Below are 16,977 nucleotides of genomic sequence, written 5' to 3'. Positions count from 1 at the left end.
AAGAGGGGATCATGGCGGCAGAAAACGCGACGGCACTATTCTTCGAGAGAGAGATTCGTGCTTTGACGCCGCTTGATCCTGCAAGGGCGGAGACCTTCCTCGCCGATCTCGTTGCACGCGCTAGAGAAGACGAGCTTCCGGGTGTTGTCGCTTTGTTGCAAAAGGCGGAAGCCGCGCGTTTTCTCTCCGCTGTTCTCGATCTTTCGCCGTTTATTCGCGAAGCACTGACCCGTCATCCGCGTATTCTTGATCGTATTTTATCGAAAACGCCAGAGGCGGCGCTTCAGGATATTTTGTCGGAAATCTCGGCCAGTGCTGCAAGTGCAGACGTAACCGAAGCCTCGCTCATGACCAGCCTGCGCGTTTTGAAACGCGAGGCGCATGTCCTCATTGCACTTTGTGACCTGGCGGGCATTTTCGATACAGAAGCAACGACAGGCTGGCTCACCGATCTGGCCGAGACCTGCACCGGCGCTGCCGTCCGGTTTCTGCTGCTCGATGCCGACAGTGCCGGCAAGATCAAACTTCCCGACCGGAACCACCCTGACATGGACAGCGGCTGGATTGTTCTCGGCATGGGCAAATTCGGTGCACGTGAACTCAACTATTCGTCAGATATCGATCTCATTGTCTTCATTGATGAAACCAGACCGGCCATTGGCGATCCGTATGAATGCGTCGAAACTTTTTCGCGGCTGACACGTCGCCTTGTTCGCATTCTGCAGGACCGCACCGGCGATGGCTATGTCTTCCGCGTCGATATTCGCCTTCGACCGGACCCTGGTTCCACGCCGCTGGCCATTCCTGTTGGTGCGGCACTTCATTATTACGAAGGGCGCGGCCAGAACTGGGAACGCGCGGCCATGATCAAGGCGCGGCCGGTCGCCGGGGATCGCGAATCCGGAAAGCAGGTTCTGGCGGAACTCTCCCCCTATGTCTGGCGCAAATATCTCGACTATGCGGCTATCGCTGACGTGCACTCAATCAAGCGTCAGATTCACGCCCACAAGGGCCATGGCGATATTGCCGTGCGCGGGCACAATGTGAAACTGGGACGTGGCGGTATCCGCGAAATCGAATTCTTCGTCCAGACACAGCAGCTCATTGCGGGTGGGCGCTTTCCAGAATTGCGCGGTAACCAGACGGTGCCAATGCTTGCACGACTGGCGGAGCGGGGCTGGATCACCGACAAGGCACGCGATGCTTTGGCGAAGGAATATTATTTCCTGCGCGATGTCGAGCATCGCATCCAGATGATCGCCGACGAGCAGACACATATCCTGCCTGAAGATGATGAAGGCTTTGCTCGTGTCGCCCATATGATGGGCTATGCAAATCCGGTGGCCTTCTCTGACGCTTTTCTCGATGCGCTCAAGGTTGTTGAAAAGCATTATGCGGCACTGTTCGAGCAGGCTCCCGAACTTGGAAGCTCATCCGGCAATTTGGTCTTTACCGGCGATGTGGATGATCCGGGCACGCTGGAGACGCTCGCAGCCATGGGCTATGAACGCCCGAGCGATATATGTCGCGTGATCCGCACGTGGCACTTCGGGCGTTATCGTGCCACACAATCGGCAGAAGCGCGCGAGCGTCTGACCGAGCTTACGCCCGCTCTGCTCAAAGCCTTTGCCGAAACCAAGCGTGCGGATGAAGCGCTCTTACGTTTTGATGGTTTTCTGAAAGGGCTGCCTGCAGGCATCCAGCTTTTCAGCCTGCTGCAATCCAACGCCCGCCTCCTGAATCTCCTCGTGATGATTATGAGCGCCGCGCCCCGGCTTGCCGAAATCATCACCCGCAATCCGCATGTTTTCGACGGTTTGCTCGATCCGGCGATTTTCTCCGAAATGCCGACGCGCGCCTATCTGGAAGAACGCCTCCGCGTGTTTCTGGGACCAGCGACCGATTATGAGGAGGTGCTGGACCGGCTGCGTATCTTCGCTGCCGAGCATCGCTTCCTGATCGGTATTCGCCTGCTGACGAGCGCCATTGACGGTGTGCGCGCTGGTCGCGCTTTCTCTGATCTTGCCGAACTGATGATTGGCAAGGCCTTCGAGGTTGTCGAAGCCGAACTGGAGCGACGCCATGGCAAGGTGAAGGGCGCCAAGGTTGCTCTTCTTGCCATGGGCAAGCTTGGCAGCCACGAACTCACCGCTGGCTCCGATGTCGATCTGATTCTGCTTTACGATCACGATAGAGAGACGGACGAATCCGACGGTGAAAAGCCGCTGGCTCCCTCGCAATATTATATCCGCCTGACGCAGCGACTCATCGCGGCACTTTCTGCGCCAACTGCGGAAGGCGTGCTTTACGAAGTCGATATGCGGCTGCGCCCTTCCGGCAACAAGGGACCGGTTGCGACCCATATCGAATCCTTCGGCAAATATCAGCGCAGCGAAGCATGGACATGGGAGCATATGGCCCTGACCCGCGCGCGCCCGATCCATGGCGACGAGGCCTTTATGGATCACATCAGAAGCGTGATCGACGAGGTTCTTGTCTCTCCCCGCGACGTGAAGAAGATCGCCAAGGATGTGCGCGAGATGCGCGACCTGATCTACCAGGAAAAGCCGCCTGCTGATGACTGGGATTTCAAGCTGAAGCCTGGCGGCATCGTCGATCTGGAATTCATTGCCCAGTTTGCAGTGCTGGCAAACAAGCTCGACGGGAAGCCGCGCCCGTTGGGCACCGAGGAAATCCTTTCAGCCCTCGACCCGTCCTTTGCCGATCCAGCGCTTGCCGATAATCTTGTCGGCGCCCATCGCCTTTATACCAATCTGAGCCAGACAATCCGTCTGTGTCTTGGGGGGGATGCCAAACGCGACGAATTCATACCCGGCATGATTGACCTGTTATGTCGTGCGGCGGACATGCCTGATATAAAACGCGTGGAGCATCATCTGGCGGAAGTCGCCGTTGAAGTACGGTCGAGCTTCGAAAAGCTGCTGAACATCTAATCAGGCGGCGTGGATTTCCGCGCTGTGACTGCCGATATGGCCTGGCTTGCGATCAGGGATGCAGACCGAAACCACTGTGCCAACCCCTTCGGTCGAGCGAATGCGAAGCCAGCCGCCGTGAAGCTCGGCCAGTGAACGGGTGATGGCAAGCCCGAGGCCGGAACCGGTATGGGTCTTGGTGAACTGGTTCTCCACCTGCTCGAAGGGCTGGCCGATCTTCTTGATTGCCGATTTAGGGATGCCGACGCCGGTATCCTGAATGGTCATGAAGAGGGCTGAGCCGGTCTTGCGCGCACGTACCGTAATCTGTCCACCATAGGATGTGAACTTCACCGCATTGGAGAGAAGGTTGATCAGCACCTGCTTGATCGCGCGCCGGTCGGCATAAAGCTGCATCGCATCTTCGATACGTGTATTGACCACAATATTCTTCTCATCCGCCTGCAGCGAGATCATGCGCACCGTTTCATTGATAAGCGGACAGAGATCCATCTCCTCGCGGTCCAGTGAGAAATGTCCAGCCTCGATCTTCGACATATCGAGAATGTCGTTGATGACGTTAAGCAGGAAGTTACCACTCGTGTGGATGTCGTTGATGTATTCCTCGTAACGGTCGGAGCCGAGTGGGCCGAACGTGCCCGCCTGGATCATTTCCGAGAAACCGATGATGGCATTGAGCGGCGTGCGCAGCTCATGAGACATATTGGCGAGGAATTCGGACTTGGCACGGTTCGCAGCTTCGGCGCGTTCCTTTTCCTGACCGTATTTGCGGGCAAGCTCGGATAGTTCGCGCACGCGGTCACGCTCGCCCTTGCGTGCAATGGACAGGTCGTGAATGGTCGCCATCAGGCGGCGTTCGCTGTCCACCAGACGCTCCTGATGCAGCTTGAGCTGGGTAATGTCGGTGCCGATGGAGACAAGACCGCCGTCCTGCGTACGACGCTCGTTGACCTGGAGCCAGCGGCCATCACTGAGCTGGCGTTCAAAGGTCTGGCCACCGGCGCGGTTATGTTCATTGGCCATGCGACGTTCGAAAGTGAAGGGACGCGTATGGGCATCAACTTCGTTGCGCGGCACACCGGGTTTCAGCGTCCAGACCGGAAGGCCAGCATATTCACTGAACTTGGAATTCGCCATGACCAGGCGGTTGTTCGCATCCCACAAGATGAAGGCTTCCGAAATATTCTCGATGGCTTCGCGGATGCGCATGTCGGCTTCTGCCGTCTGCTGCGCGAAACGGTGCTGCTCGCTGACGTCGAAGGCGATGCCCACCAGATGAAGATCGCCTTCGCTGGCGATTTCGGCGCGAACACGCATCCAGACCCATGAACCGTCGGCATGACGCATGCGGAAAACGCGGTCGACATGCGAAATATCACCTGAAGCGGCCTGTTCGGCGATGGAATAGAGGTCGCCATCTTCCGCATTGATGATTGCGGCCACATCGCCGAACGGCAGCACGGCATCCTGCGCTTCGTAGCCGAGCATTTCATACATGGAGCGCGACCAGTAGATGCGACCGCGTGCCATGTCCCAATCCCACAGGCCACAGCGACCACGACCCAACGCCATATCGATACGGCGCTGGATCTGGCCGGAAAGATCATCGGCCTCGCGGGCCCGCGCCGCCTGGCTGAAATAGGCATAGAGAATTGCGAACATCACGCCGGTCGTACCCGCAAAGAGCGTCACGTTGAGTGACACCGCCCGGCGCCATTCCGCAAAAATGGTGCTCTCCGGTTCGATGGCGATAACGGAATAGGGAAGGGTCATCGGCTTCGACAAGGCGCCGAAAGCTGGTTCACCCTGCAGCATGACTTTCAGCACACCTGCACGTTCTGCAAACAGGAACAGCGGTTGCGCTTCAGAAAGGATCGTATCGACCGGCTTGCCGGATAGATCGGACATAGGGCCTGAGATCGCCACCACGGAGGATTGTGGGTCGATGACGGCAAGCGTCATGCCGGACGACGACAGCCCGCGCGAACGAAACTCGGCTATAGTGTCCTGAATAGCCTTCGCGGCGATCTGCGCTCCGGCGTCGGTGCCATTGGCAACACGCTCGATCATCTGTGCGAGATTGGCGGTCGCAGCCGACAGAAATGCCTTATGCTGCTGCTCGATATCCTCGCGCCACGCCAGCATCGAAAAGACGCGCGCAACGCCGAGAATAATCAGAAAAATGATGATGAGTGCCGGAACGAGGCGTCGCAGGATAGGCTCGATTGAGACGAACTTGCCATAGGCCGGACCCGCAAGAAGACTGACATGGCCCGAGAGCTTGCCCTTCCTTCTTTTCCGACCGGATTCGCAATGCGTCCCCGCCGGCGCGCCATACGCGTCGGTGCTCGCCATATAATGGTCCCTCGTGAATTCCCTGCGAGTGAAGTGATTCGGAATACGCCACCTCCGAATGTCATCAATGAATCAAAAGTGATTCGCGCTGTCCAGCGAATTCGTTAACGAGGCGTAAAAATCGGGCTTTTTATCAGCCGATTTATTCATGAATCTCAAGCTCTTAAGTGGAATCGGCATAGCATCTGATTCGGATAAAGGCATGAAAAGACTCATGAAAACGGACTGGTCGCCGCCTCTGCGTCTGTTAGCATGAAAGGTTCGTTCCGATGGCTGGCTGAACAACCGGAACGAACGAATCATCACGACGATCAGGATAGGTCGCGAATCAAGCGAGAGTGCGGTCCACAATATCGCGCAGATCGGTAGAAAGTTTACCTGCAGCCGAAATACGCGCCAGCGCTGCCCTTGCATGTTCGCGGCGGGTATCTTCGAGCGAACGCCAGGAGCGAAGCGCCGTCAATAGCCGGGCCGCGAGCTGTGGGTTCTCCGAATCTATCGACAGGATCGTATCTGCAAAGAACTCATAGGCCGCACCGTCCTTGCGGTTGAAGCCGGTCGGATTTGATGCGGAGAACGAACCGATCACCGAGCGGACGCGGTTCGGATTGTCGAGCGAGAAGAGGGCGTGTTTCGTGAGGTCACGCACAGCTTGCAAGGCTTCATCACCGGGACGGCTCGCCTGCACACTGAACCACTTGTCCATCACAAGACCATCCTTACCGAACTGGCGCTCGAAACTTGCCAGTGCGTCCTTTGCCTCGTCTGTATCGCCAAAGCGGTGCACCAGCACAGCAAGGGCTGCAAAGCGGTCCGTCATATTGTCTGCGACGGCGAACTGAGTGGCAGCGCGTTGCTGGTTTTTCTCATTGCGGCTCAAATAATCGAGCAGCACATTCCGCAAGGCACGTTTGCCCGCTGCGTCTGCATCCGGCGAGAAAGCGCCTTCCTGTTTCAGAGCATCGTAGAGCTTGGCGAAGCTGCCAGCATAGCGGGCGGCAATGACGTCGACGAAGTGATTTCGGCTGGCGAAGATCGCATCCGGATCGACATTGCTGCCCATTTCGCGTGCGATGTCGCTTTCGCTTGGCAAAGTCAGGCAGAGCGCGCGGAAGGCCGGATCAAGCGTTTCGTCGGATGCCACTTTTCCGGCAAGTTCGATGACTTTGTCGTCAATCGCCGGGGCGTGACCGCCGCGAACACGTTTGGCACCTTCAAGCAGAGCCTGACTGAAAATCCCGGTCAGTGCCTGCCACCGGGCAACCGGATCACTGTCGTTCAGTGCAAGGAAAGCACGATCCTCGTCCGATAAAGGCGCTGTCAGATTTACGGGAGCCGAGAAGCCGCGCAGCAGCGACGGTACAGGCCTTTCCTTGATGCCATGAAAGACAATTGTTTCAGACGAGCGATGCAGATGGATGGTATCGCCGCGCACATCGCCGCCTTCGACGGACGTTGCAACCATATCCTTGCCACTGGGTCCGATAAGGCCAAAGGCAATCGGGATGTGCATTGGTTTCTTGACCGTTTGTCCCGGCGTGGCTCCCAGCGACTGTGTCAGTTCAATCCTATAGGTCTCACCAGCCGCATCGTAGGTAAAAGCGGCTTCCACCTTCGGCGTTCCGGCCTGATCGTACCAGAGTGCGAATTGTGAAAAGTCCTGACCTGAAACATCGGCGAAAACCCTGACGAAATCCTCGATAGTCGCGGCTTCCCCGTCATGGCGCTCGAAATAAAGGTCCATACCCTTGCGGAACAGCTCAGGTCCGATGATCGTGCGGATCATACGCACGACTTCCGAACCTTTTTCATAGACGGTCGCTGTATAGAAGTTGTTGATCTCGCGATATTCGCGTGGGCGTACCGGATGGGCGAGTGGCCCGGCATCTTCCGGAAATTGCTGCGCCTTGAGTATTTTTACTTCGGCGATACGCTTGACCGGGCGCGAGCGCTCATCGGCGGAAAATTCGTGATCGCGATAGACCGTCAGGCCTTCCTTCAGGCAGAGCTGGAACCAGTCGCGGCAGGTGATGCGGTTGCCGGTCCAGTTATGGAAATATTCATGCGCGATGACAGCCTCAATACCCGCATAGTCTACGTCGGTAGCGGTTTCAGGATCGGCCAGCACATATTTGTCGTTGAAGACATTCAGCCCCTTGTTCTCCATCGCGCCCATATTGAAATCGGAAACGGCAACGATGTTGAAAACATCAAGGTCATATTCGCGCCCGAACTTCTCTTCATCCCAGCGCATGGAGCGTTTCAATGCATCCATGGCATAGAGCGCGCGGCTTTCCTTGCCATGTTCGACATAGATCGCCAGATCGACCGGCCGTCCTGATTGTGTGGTGAAGTGATCCTTCACGACACCGAGCGACCCTGCAACCAGAGCGAAGAGATAGGACGGCTTCGGGTGTGGATCGTGCCAGATCGCGAAATGCCGGTCCGGCTTACCTTCGACTGGTCCGTTGTCGACAGGATTGCCGTTGGACAGGAGAATGGGCGCAGCGTGCTCACTGGCATCAACCCGCACCGTATAGACCGACAGAACATCCGGGCGGTCATAAAAATAGGTAATACGGCGGAAGCCTTCTGCCTCGCACTGCGTGCAATAGACGCCGCTTGAACGATAAAGACCGGATAGCTGGCGGTTGGTTGTCGGATTGATTTCCGTCACGATTTCGAGCGTGAAGCGCTTGCCTTCCGGCAGATCGCTGATTTCAAGCTGGTCGGGCGTTGCGACATAGCTGTTATCGGCCAGCGGCTTACCGTCAATGGCGATGCTGACGAGTTTCAGTTCATCACCGTCGAGCACCAAGGGCGTACCAGTCAGGGTGCCATCACGGCGCTCAATTGTAAGGGTTGCACGGACGAGGTTTTTTTCCGGTTCCAGTGAGAAGTCCAGTTTCGTCTCGGGTATGGCGTAAGGGGTCGGACGGTAATCTTCGAGACGGAATGTCTGGCCGGTTTCAGTACGCATAGCGAAACTCTCTCCTTTAACTCACGATGCTGGATTCGTACCCGGAATTGCGGCCAAGGGAAACTCAATTCCAGAACAAGTAACCAGCCTTTTGTGGCCATAGCATTTTCAGCAAAAGTACGAAGCGCCTACGTGGGGAAATCAGTCCACTGGACTGATTTCTGATCCCGCTTCGATGCGTCGGATAATGCGACAAACCAAACGGCAGGCGCTTTACCAAATAATTTTCAGCCGGACCTTTGTGCTACTGGTGCTGTGTCACAAACAGGAATAAGAAAAACACGCCCGGATACTTTGGGCGAACCTTCGCTTTATGGTTTTAAGGAATTGCGTTGTGAACGCTCACGCGAGCGCGCCTGTCGGGGCTGCCCATCTTGAAACGAATCCGATGCTCGGCATCGGTCTCAAAATCGCTTCCGTTGCCGTTTTTGTCGCCATGTCTACCTTGCTGAAAGCGGCTGAAGGTGTGCCGGTCGGACAATTGATCTTCTTCCGGTCTTTCTTCGCAATCTTCGCGATATTGCTCTATCTGGCGTGGCGTGGGCAGCTTTCTGGCGTGTTCCGCACCCAGAACGGCTTCAGCCATTTCTGGCGCGGGCTGGTGGGCGTCTGCTCCATGTCGATGAGCTTTTTCGCTCTCACCAAGCTGCCGCTGCCGGAAGCAATCGCGATCAACTACGCTTCGCCGCTGATCACCGTTATTCTGGGCGCAGTCATCCTGCATGAAGTGGTGCGGTTTTATCGCTGGAGCGCGGTTCTCATCGGGCTTGGCGGTGTGATGGTCATCATCTGGCCACGGATGACAGTGTTCTCCGGCGGCGGCATGGGGAATGACGAGGCCATCGGCGCACTTGCCGCTCTAGGTGCTGCGGTCACGTCCGCGGTAGCCATGATGCTTGTACGTCGTCTCGTACAGACAGAACGTACCTCGACCATCGTGATCTACTTTTCCATATCCGCAAGCATCATCTCCTTGGCGAGCCTTCCGTTCGGCTGGATCGTACCGAACTGGTCGCAGCTTGCCATGATGGTCGGTGCCGGCTTTGCCGGTGGTGTCGGTCAGATTCTTCTGACCGAATGCTACCGCCATGCCCCAATGTCGACAATTGCGCCATTTGAATACACATCGATGCTGCTGGGACTTGCCATCGGCTTTCTGCTATTCGGCGATATTCCGACCTTCGAAATGCTGGCCGGTAGCGCGGTGGTCATGGCTGCAGGCGGTTTCATCATCTACCGCGAGCACAAGCTTTCCATCGCGCCCCATAAGGTGAATGCGCCCCAGACACAATAATTTAGCTTTGACCGGGTGTGCCTTCCGCACGCGGATCGAGCTGCATGGTCTCCGGCGTGGATTGTCCGTCTGGCGTATGGAACTTGTACTCAGTCTTCTGGTCGCTGATGGCCGGACGCTCGAAGCGGCGGATGCGCCAGAAGGCATGCAGGCCATACAAGCCGTAAGCGATGGCCATGGTTACGAAGAAACCCGGCGCGCCGATCAGGTCCATTAACGGACCCGAAAGGGCGGGCCCGATGACACTGCCTACGCCATAGATAATCAGCAATCCGCCGGAAACCTTCACGAATTCGCTGGCATCCGCATAGTCGTTGGCGTGGGCGACGTTGAGGCTATAGATCGGATAAATCACCGAGCCGAACAGAAACATCATGATGTAGAGCGCCAAGGGCGATGTGGGGTGGAACAGCACCATCACCATCGACAAGGCAAAGCCGATGACACCGGCAATCACCATCACATAGCGACGATCCACAAAATCGGACCCCCGACCTAGCGGATACTGAAAGATAGCGCCGCCCACCATCGCGCAGGCAAGCATGGTCGCGATGCCGAAGGTGGAAAGGCCGTTCATCTCGCCGTAAATGGCAGCAAGGAAGTTCCAGGTGCCTGCGACGATACCTGCAATCAGCGAACCGACAGCCGCAGCCGGTGACCGTTGGTAAAGGCCCTTGAGATCGAGCGAGACCTGTGTCAGCGGATTGGGTGATTGCGCGCTTGAAAGGGCTGTTGGAAGCAGTGCGCTTGCATAAATGATGGCGCAAATGATGAAGAGCGTCTGTGTCCCCGCATCGCCGAACGGCAATATATACTGCCCGCACAGCAGGCCAAGCATCGTTATGATCATGTAGATCGAGAAAATGCGACCGCGCGATTCATTGGTCACGCGCTCATTCAGCCAGCTTTCGATGATCATGTAGCTGCCTGCGAGCGAAAAGCCCGCGACGCCACGAAAGATCATCCATGCGACAGGACTGACGACCAGAGCGTGGAAAAGAAGCGCCATCGAAAGCAGCGTCGCCAGTGAAGAGAAGACACGCACGTGACCCACGCGGCGCACCAGATGCGGTACCACAATGCAGCCGATCGTGAAGGCGAGGGAATAGCTCGTCCCCATCCAGCCGATAGTCGTGGTCGACCAGCCTTCCATGCCGCCACGCAGGGGCAGAAGAATACCCGCAAGGCCACCGGCAAGCAGCATCAGAAAGGTGCTTGCAAGCAAAGCGGCTATGGGCAGGAGCTGGCCAGCCATGAAAAACTCCACAGTGAAATCCCATGGGGAATCTGAATTTAGGGCTACTTGTCGCCGGAAGGCGGTGTGGCAAGCGGCGAAATAGAACAAGTTTGCGGCATGTTGGTGACAATGCCGCCTGCACCGCCTGCCGATGCCACTGAACTACGGAGATTTCAACTAATCAATTCGGCCAATTTCAGCTTCACAGCCAGAAAATCGCGCCATGCAAAACGCTTTTGGGCCGGCGTGCGCAGAAGATAGGCTGGATGCAGGGTCGGCATGACCGGAATTTCGAGGCCATTGGGCGTACGATGAATCTTCCAGTTGCCGCGTAGCCGAAGGATACCTTCCGTCGCGCCGGTGAGTGCCTTGCCTGCTGGACCACCCAGCGCAACCAGAACTTTCGGCGCAGCAAGCTCGATCTGCCGTTCAATGAAAGGTCGGCAAAGTTCCGTCTCAAGCGGCGTCGGCGTGCGGTTGCCTGGAGGGCGCCACGGGATCGTATTGGCGACGTAGACGTTTTCTCGTTTCAGGCCGATGGATTCGATCATGCGGTTGAGAAGTTGTCCGGATTTTCCGACAAACGGCAATCCCTCCATATCTTCGTCACGTCCCGGTGCTTCGCCGATGAACATGATGTCGGATGATGGATCGCCATCGGCGAAGCAAAGGTTCTTCGCCGTGAATTTCAGATTGCAGCCGTCGAATGCCGCAAGCTTCTCCCGTAATTCTTCCAGCGTTGAAGCCTGTGATGCCGCCTCGCGTGCGAGCGCAATCTGCGTCGTATCGGGAAGGTCGGCTGCTGCCTGTACCGGCCTGCTGGTGGGAGCGGGTGTCGGGGCAGGGCGCGGTTGCTGCTGACGGGCGCGCTCCGGCGTATTCGGCATTTGCGCTGCAGGCTGCGAGGGAGCGGGACGCTGCGGTTCCGCAAACCGGTCTATCGGTGTTTCGGAAAGCGGCATGTCAACGCCTGCTTCCGCGTAGAAGCGGAGCAAACCTTCAATATCCAGCGTTTCTCGATTATCAGCCATTAACTACCTCACCTCTGAGGTGGCGAATTTTGGAGATGAATGCAATAGCCCGGTTCAGATTTAGGGCTTGTTTCGCAGGTTAGTGACAGTTCATATCCGATTTGATGCGCGCGCATTGAGGCCAAGGCTCGAACGTGGTCAGCCATGGTTCTGATATAGCCCTGAGTCCTCATCAAACCATGCTACTTTCAACCTCGCAAACAAATCCTCATCGCAGTTTCTTGATTGATATAGGTTTGACGTTTACGTTAAGGTAAATAAGCTTGAAGACGTAGGACGCCAGTTTTGGACAATTGGACGCATTTGCGACAGTCTCCAACTCTGCGACAGGGTAAGGCGGAATACGGGGAAGCGGCAGATCTTTTCGTGTATCACTAGCGCTGGCGGGTTGTCGGTTCATGGATACTCGCGATTAGATCATGCACAAAAACAATTGGATGCGTCGTCTGGGCTAGCCTAGTCAGAAGATGATGTTACACCGGACGGAGGGATGAATGTCTGAAGCCCCAGAATATGCAAACCAGGAGCTTCCCGAGCGCGAAAGCATGGAGTTCGACGTTGTGATCGTCGGCGCAGGCCCTGCGGGCCTCGCTGCGGCAATCCGTTTGAAACAGGCGAACCCTGAGCTTTCCGTTGTTGTCCTCGAAAAGGGCGGGGAAGTCGGCGCGCATATTCTTTCCGGCGCTGTCGTCGATCCGGTGGGGATCGACCAGCTTCTGCCGGGATGGCGCGAGGAAGAGGGACACCCGTTCAAGACGCCGGTGACAGCCGATCATTTCCTTGTGCTGGGGCCTGCAGGTTCCGTGCGCCTGCCGAATTTCGCCATGCCGCCTTTGATGAGTAATCATGGCAATTACATCGTGTCCCTGGGCAATGTCTGCCGTTGGCTCGGTACCAAGGCCGAAGAGCTCGGTGTGGAAATCTATCCGGGCTTTGCGGCAACCGAAGTGCTCTACAATGACGAGGGCGCGGTCATCGGCGTTGCCACCGGCGATATGGGCGTCGAGCGTGACGGAACGCATGGGCCGAACTATACACGCGGCATGGCGCTGCTCGGTAAATATACGCTGGTCGGTGAAGGCGCACGCGGTTCGCTCGCCAAGCAATTGATCGCGACGTTCAAGCTCGACGAAGGCCGTGAACCGGCGAAATACGGTATCGGGCTCAAGGAATTGTGGCAGGTCGATCCTTCCAAGCACAAGCCGGGCCTAGTTCAACACTCCTTCGGCTGGCCGCTCGATATGAAGACGGGCGGCGGCTCGTTCCTTTATCATCTGGAAGACAATATGGTTGCGGTCGGCTTCGTGCTGCATCTCAACTACAAGAACCCATATCTGTCGCCGTTTGAAGAATTCCAGCGTTTCAAGACGCATCCTGCTATCAAGGACGTATTCGAAGGCGGCAAGCGCTTGTCCTATGGCGCACGCGCCATCACCGAAGGCGGTTTCCAGTCGGTGCCAAAGCTTTCGTTTCCGGGCGGAGCGCTCATCGGCTGTTCGGCTGGTCTGGTCAACGTGCCGCGCATCAAGGGCAGCCACAATGCGGTTCTGTCCGGCATTCTCGCCGCCGACAAGATTGCCGAGGCAATTGCAGCAGGCCGCGCCAATGACGAGCCGATCGAGATCGAAAACAATTGGCGTTCGAGCCTTATCGGTACGGATCTGAAGCGGGTGCGTAACGTCAAGCCGCTGTGGTCGAAATTCGGCACGATTGCCGGCGTGGCGCTCGGCGGTCTCGATATGTGGACCAACCAGCTTTTCGGTTTCTCCATCTTTGGGACGCTGAAGCATGGCAAGACTGATGCACAGTCGCTTGAACCTGCTGCGAAACATACGAAGATCGACTATCCGAAGCCGGATGGTGTTCTGACGTTCGATCGCCTGTCGTCGGTGTTCCTGTCGAACACGAACCATGACGAGAACGAGCCTGTGCATCTTCAGGTTCGCGACATGAAATTGCAGCAGACTTCCGAACACGACGTCTTCGCTGGTCCGTCGACGCGTTACTGCCCTGCGGGTGTTTATGAATGGGTGGATGCCGACGGCAACTCCGCAGCCGATCCGCAGGCTAAGGATGTGCGGTTTGTCATCAACGCGCAGAACTGCGTGCACTGCAAGACCTGCGACATCAAGGACCCGAACCAGAACATCAACTGGGTGCCGCCACAAGGCGGCGAAGGACCGGTTTACGTAAACATGTAAAAGAAAAAGGCGGTCTGGGACCGCCTTTTTTATTGAAGCATGACTGACTGGGTTTCCGGTTCGTCTTCATCCGGTCGAACGGGCGGCGGAACGGAAAAATCGAGCCGCACCGGCAGATGGTCGGAGCCTGCATCTTCGCGAGCCGAAACCTTTGCCCCTCCGATTTCGGGACTGACGAGTATCTGATCGATTGGAAGGCCGATATGGGGCGCGAGCGAAACGGGCAACAGATATGTCATCCACGTGCCGCCTATGCCGGTCATATGGCGGGTGCCGGAGGCATGTTCGACACGACGAACGGCATTGCTCCACGGGGCCGCATTGAAATCACCGGCGACGACCAGGAGGCCTTTCAGCTTCCGTAGTTCGGGCTCGATGTAGCGGAGCTGATGCGGCTGCCAGCGCGGCCACGGCCAGGAAAAATGCAGCGCCGCGACATGCACGGTCGTTCCGCCGAAGTTGATCGGCGCAATTGCGAGCAAACCGTCACCGACGCAGGCTGTCTGCGCATCTTCGCTGAAAGGCCGCTTCGAAAGGATGCCCACGCCCCATGTGTTGGGGTCGTCAGCACAATTGAGATGGTAGGGATAGGAGCCTTGGAGAATGGTGAGCCACTTGGTCCATTGGTCGCTTGCTTCCTCATAGGTGATGACGTCCGGCTTCTCCCGCGCGATCATCTGGAGAATGCGTTTCGGCTCGGGATTGTCTTCGCGCAGGTTGATCTGAACAAGACTATACCGCACGCCGCCTTGTTCCTGCGCCTGCGCACCTGTCGAACCGCTCAGGAAATCGCGCACGGCACCAACAGTCGTACTGAGAGCCATGATGGCAAAAAGCAGAAGCATTGCCGCTTCGCGCCGCATTTTGGTGAAGAGCAAGGGAATGGCCAGCACCGCCAACAAGACGGCCAAGTGGGCCCGAAAATGCGAAAAAGAATCCAGAGCTGGATGCACCGCCCCGAGAAATCCAAGCACGAGCGGGACGGACAGCGCGACAGCAGCCAGCAGCAACAGGAATGAAAGGTTTTCACGGCTTTTCGACATGAAATGCCTCTAGCTATCGAATACGGCGCGATGATGGAGTTGAAGGCAATAGGGCAGTAGGGGAATAAGGCAGTATGTTAAGAGCATCATCTGCTGCTAACCAACATATTGCCCTACTGCCTTACTGCCCTATTCCCCTAACATCACTGGAAAGCCGTTTCGTAGAAGCTGCGGAGCTTTCGAGAATGCAGCCGCTCATCCGGCATGGCCGCAATCTTTTCCATCGCGCGGATGCCGATGCGCAGATGCTGCGCCACCTGCCGCTTGTAGAACTCGGTAGCCATGCCCGGCAGTTTCAATTCGCCATGCAGCGGCTTGTCGGAAACGCAGAGCAAGGTGCCGTAAGGTACCCGGAAACGGAAACCATTGGCCGCAATTGTCGCGGATTCCATATCAAGCGCGACAGCGCGCGCCTGCGAAAGACGCTGCACCGGGCCGCGCTGGTCGCGCAGTTCCCAGTTGCGATTGTCGATCGTGGCGACGGTGCCAGTGCGCATGATCCGCTTGAGGTCATAACCTTCCAGACCGGTGATTTCCTCAACGGCCTCTTCCAGTGCCACCTGAATTTCCGCAAGTGCTGGCAGCGGCACCCAGACAGGCAGATCGTCGTCGAGAACATGGTCTTCACGCATATAAGCGTGGGCCAGAACATAATCGCCAAGCTGCTGGCTGTTGCGCAGGCCCGCGCAGTGGCCGAGCATCAACCAGGCATGTGGACGCAAGACTGCAATATGGTCGGTGATGGTTTTGGCGTTGGATGGTCCCACGCCGATATTCACCATGGTAATGCCCGAATGATCAGCCCGCTGCAGATGATAAGCAGGCATCTGGGGCAGGCGAGGCAGGGCGGTGCCGCTGCTCGGCGCATTTTCGCCCGCGCGAGTGATCAGATTACCCGGTTCCACGAACTGTTCATAACCACCGCCGCCCTGGGCCATGAGTTCGCGGGCATAGGCGCAGAACTCGTCCATATAGAACTGGTAATTGGTGAACAGCACAAAATTTTGGAAATGGGTCGGACTTGTCGCCGTATAATGCGCGAGCCGGTGCAGCGAATAATCGACGCGCTGGGCAGTGAACGGCGCAAGCGGCATTGGTTCACCGGGGGCAGGCTCGAAGTCGGCATTGACGATCTTGTCATCTGTCGCTGCCAGGTCGGGCACGTCGAACAGATCACGCAGCGGATGCGTAAAGGCACTGGCGACGGAGGCCTCGACATAGGTGCCTTCCTTGAAGGCAAAATGGATCGGGATCGGCGTCGAGGATTCCTTCACCGTCACGGTTACACCGTGATTGCGCATCAGAAGACGAATTTGCTCGGTCAGATAATGGTCGAACAGATCGGGCCGCGTGATGTTTGCGGAATAATCGCCGGGCGTAGAGACATGGCCAAAGGCCAGACGTGAATCCACATGCGCGAAACTGGATGTGGACAGACAGATCTCGGGATAATAAGCGCGATAGCGCTGCGGCGGAACCTCGCCGCGCGCAACCTTCTCGAACGCATCGCGCAGGAAGGCCGTATTGCGATCATAGAGCTTTTGCAGGGCGGCAACCGCCGCACCTGCGTCGGTAAAGACCTCCGGATCAACGGTCGGAGGCGTTCTGATTTCGGTCAGAAATGGATGTTCGATTCGCTGTGTCATGGCCTACTATAGCAAAGTCTATGACCATGACATGACCCAGTTTATGCGATGCGCTGCAAGCTCACATAAAGCACGAGGCCGATGCCACTCATTTGGGAATGCTGGCCAATCTGCGTATAGGCAAAGGTGGCTGCGGGACCAGTGAAAATGGCTGTGAAAAGGAAAACCCGAAGGGCGATTGCGGCGACGATCCGGGTTTTTCTCATGGCCGCACTCCGGCAGGCTTCTGATTGAAT

Annotated in this window: 10 protein-coding genes; 3 read left to right on the top strand and 7 right to left on the bottom strand. The window is 56.9% G+C overall.

Going from position 1 to position 16,977, the window contains the following annotated elements; all coding sequences use genetic code 11:
- The first annotated feature begins 11 nt into the window (after positions 1-11).
- Positions 12-2,954 (top strand): bifunctional [glutamine synthetase] adenylyltransferase/[glutamine synthetase]-adenylyl-L-tyrosine phosphorylase, encoded by a 2,943-nt coding sequence (locus ACYSN1_RS03670; RefSeq protein WP_461724436.1) that lies wholly within the window; start codon positions 12-14, stop codon positions 2,952-2,954.
- On the opposite strand, the gene ACYSN1_RS03665 is transcribed toward ACYSN1_RS03670, so the two are convergent.
- Together ACYSN1_RS03665 and pepN are read right to left on the bottom strand one after the other, a co-directional pair.
- Positions 2,955-5,309 (bottom strand): PAS domain-containing sensor histidine kinase, encoded by a 2,355-nt coding sequence (locus tag ACYSN1_RS03665; RefSeq protein WP_461724435.1) that lies wholly within the window; start codon positions 5,307-5,309, stop codon positions 2,955-2,957.
- Positions 5,310-5,637: 328 nt separating this feature from the next.
- The gene (gene pepN / locus ACYSN1_RS03660; protein WP_461724434.1) at positions 5,638-8,289 is read right to left on the bottom strand and encodes an aminopeptidase N; all 2,652 of its coding nucleotides are present in this window, start codon (positions 8,287-8,289) and stop codon (positions 5,638-5,640) included.
- 313 nt (positions 8,290-8,602) lie between these two features.
- Here pepN and ACYSN1_RS03655 point away from each other — a divergent pair, with 313 nt between their 5' ends.
- Positions 8,603-9,583, top strand: coding sequence for a DMT family transporter (locus tag ACYSN1_RS03655; protein ID WP_461724433.1), 981 nt, complete (start codon positions 8,603-8,605; stop codon positions 9,581-9,583).
- Position 9,584: 1 nt separating this feature from the next.
- Here ACYSN1_RS03655 and ACYSN1_RS03650 read toward each other — a convergent pair whose 3' ends face one another.
- A complete protein-coding gene (locus ACYSN1_RS03650; protein WP_461724432.1) occupies positions 9,585-10,838 on the bottom strand; it encodes an MFS transporter in 1,254 nt (417 codons plus the stop codon).
- A 155-nt stretch (positions 10,839-10,993) separates the two neighbouring features.
- The gene (locus tag ACYSN1_RS03645) at positions 10,994-11,851 is read right to left on the bottom strand and encodes a uracil-DNA glycosylase (protein WP_461724431.1); all 858 of its coding nucleotides are present in this window, start codon (positions 11,849-11,851) and stop codon (positions 10,994-10,996) included.
- Between the two features lie 494 nt (positions 11,852-12,345).
- Between ACYSN1_RS03645 and ACYSN1_RS03640 the strand changes: the two genes are divergently transcribed.
- Positions 12,346-14,052, top strand: coding sequence for an electron transfer flavoprotein-ubiquinone oxidoreductase (locus ACYSN1_RS03640; RefSeq protein WP_461724430.1), 1,707 nt, complete (start codon positions 12,346-12,348; stop codon positions 14,050-14,052).
- A gap of 29 nt (positions 14,053-14,081) precedes the next feature.
- On the opposite strand, the gene ACYSN1_RS03635 is transcribed toward ACYSN1_RS03640, so the two are convergent.
- The 3 genes from ACYSN1_RS03635 to ACYSN1_RS03625 form a co-directional block, all read right to left on the bottom strand.
- Entirely contained in the window at positions 14,082-15,095 is a 1,014-nt protein-coding gene (locus ACYSN1_RS03635) for an endonuclease/exonuclease/phosphatase family protein (protein ID WP_461724429.1), read from the bottom strand.
- Positions 15,096-15,238: 143 nt separating this feature from the next.
- The gene (locus ACYSN1_RS03630) at positions 15,239-16,741 is read right to left on the bottom strand and encodes an AMP nucleosidase (RefSeq protein ID WP_461724428.1); all 1,503 of its coding nucleotides are present in this window, start codon (positions 16,739-16,741) and stop codon (positions 15,239-15,241) included.
- Positions 16,742-16,782: 41 nt separating this feature from the next.
- Positions 16,783-16,947 (bottom strand): hypothetical protein, encoded by a 165-nt coding sequence (locus ACYSN1_RS03625; RefSeq protein ID WP_461724427.1) that lies wholly within the window; start codon positions 16,945-16,947, stop codon positions 16,783-16,785.
- Positions 16,948-16,977 lie beyond the last annotated feature (30 nt).

It is taken from the genome of Brucella sp. LJL56 (genome assembly GCF_054871705.1).
This window is presented reverse-complemented; position numbering and strand designations above follow the sequence as displayed.

Coding starts and splice junctions, on each gene's coding strand:
- pepN (WP_461724434.1), bottom strand. CDS start 8,289: ATGCGTACTGAAACCGGCCAGACATTCCGTCTCGAAGATTACCGTCCG.
- ACYSN1_RS03640 (WP_461724430.1), top strand. CDS start 12,346: ATGTCTGAAGCCCCAGAATATGCAAACCAGGAGCTTCCCGAGCGCGAA.
- ACYSN1_RS03650 (WP_461724432.1), bottom strand. CDS start 10,838: ATGGCTGGCCAGCTCCTGCCCATAGCCGCTTTGCTTGCAAGCACCTTT.
- ACYSN1_RS03665 (WP_461724435.1), bottom strand. CDS start 5,309: ATGGCGAGCACCGACGCGTATGGCGCGCCGGCGGGGACGCATTGCGAA.
- ACYSN1_RS03625 (WP_461724427.1), bottom strand. CDS start 16,947: ATGAGAAAAACCCGGATCGTCGCCGCAATCGCCCTTCGGGTTTTCCTT.
- ACYSN1_RS03645 (WP_461724431.1), bottom strand. CDS start 11,851: ATGGCTGATAATCGAGAAACGCTGGATATTGAAGGTTTGCTCCGCTTC.
- ACYSN1_RS03670 (WP_461724436.1), top strand. CDS start 12: ATGGCGGCAGAAAACGCGACGGCACTATTCTTCGAGAGAGAGATTCGT.
- ACYSN1_RS03630 (WP_461724428.1), bottom strand. CDS start 16,741: ATGACACAGCGAATCGAACATCCATTTCTGACCGAAATCAGAACGCCT.
- ACYSN1_RS03655 (WP_461724433.1), top strand. CDS start 8,603: ATGGTTTTAAGGAATTGCGTTGTGAACGCTCACGCGAGCGCGCCTGTC.
- ACYSN1_RS03635 (WP_461724429.1), bottom strand. CDS start 15,095: ATGTCGAAAAGCCGTGAAAACCTTTCATTCCTGTTGCTGCTGGCTGCT.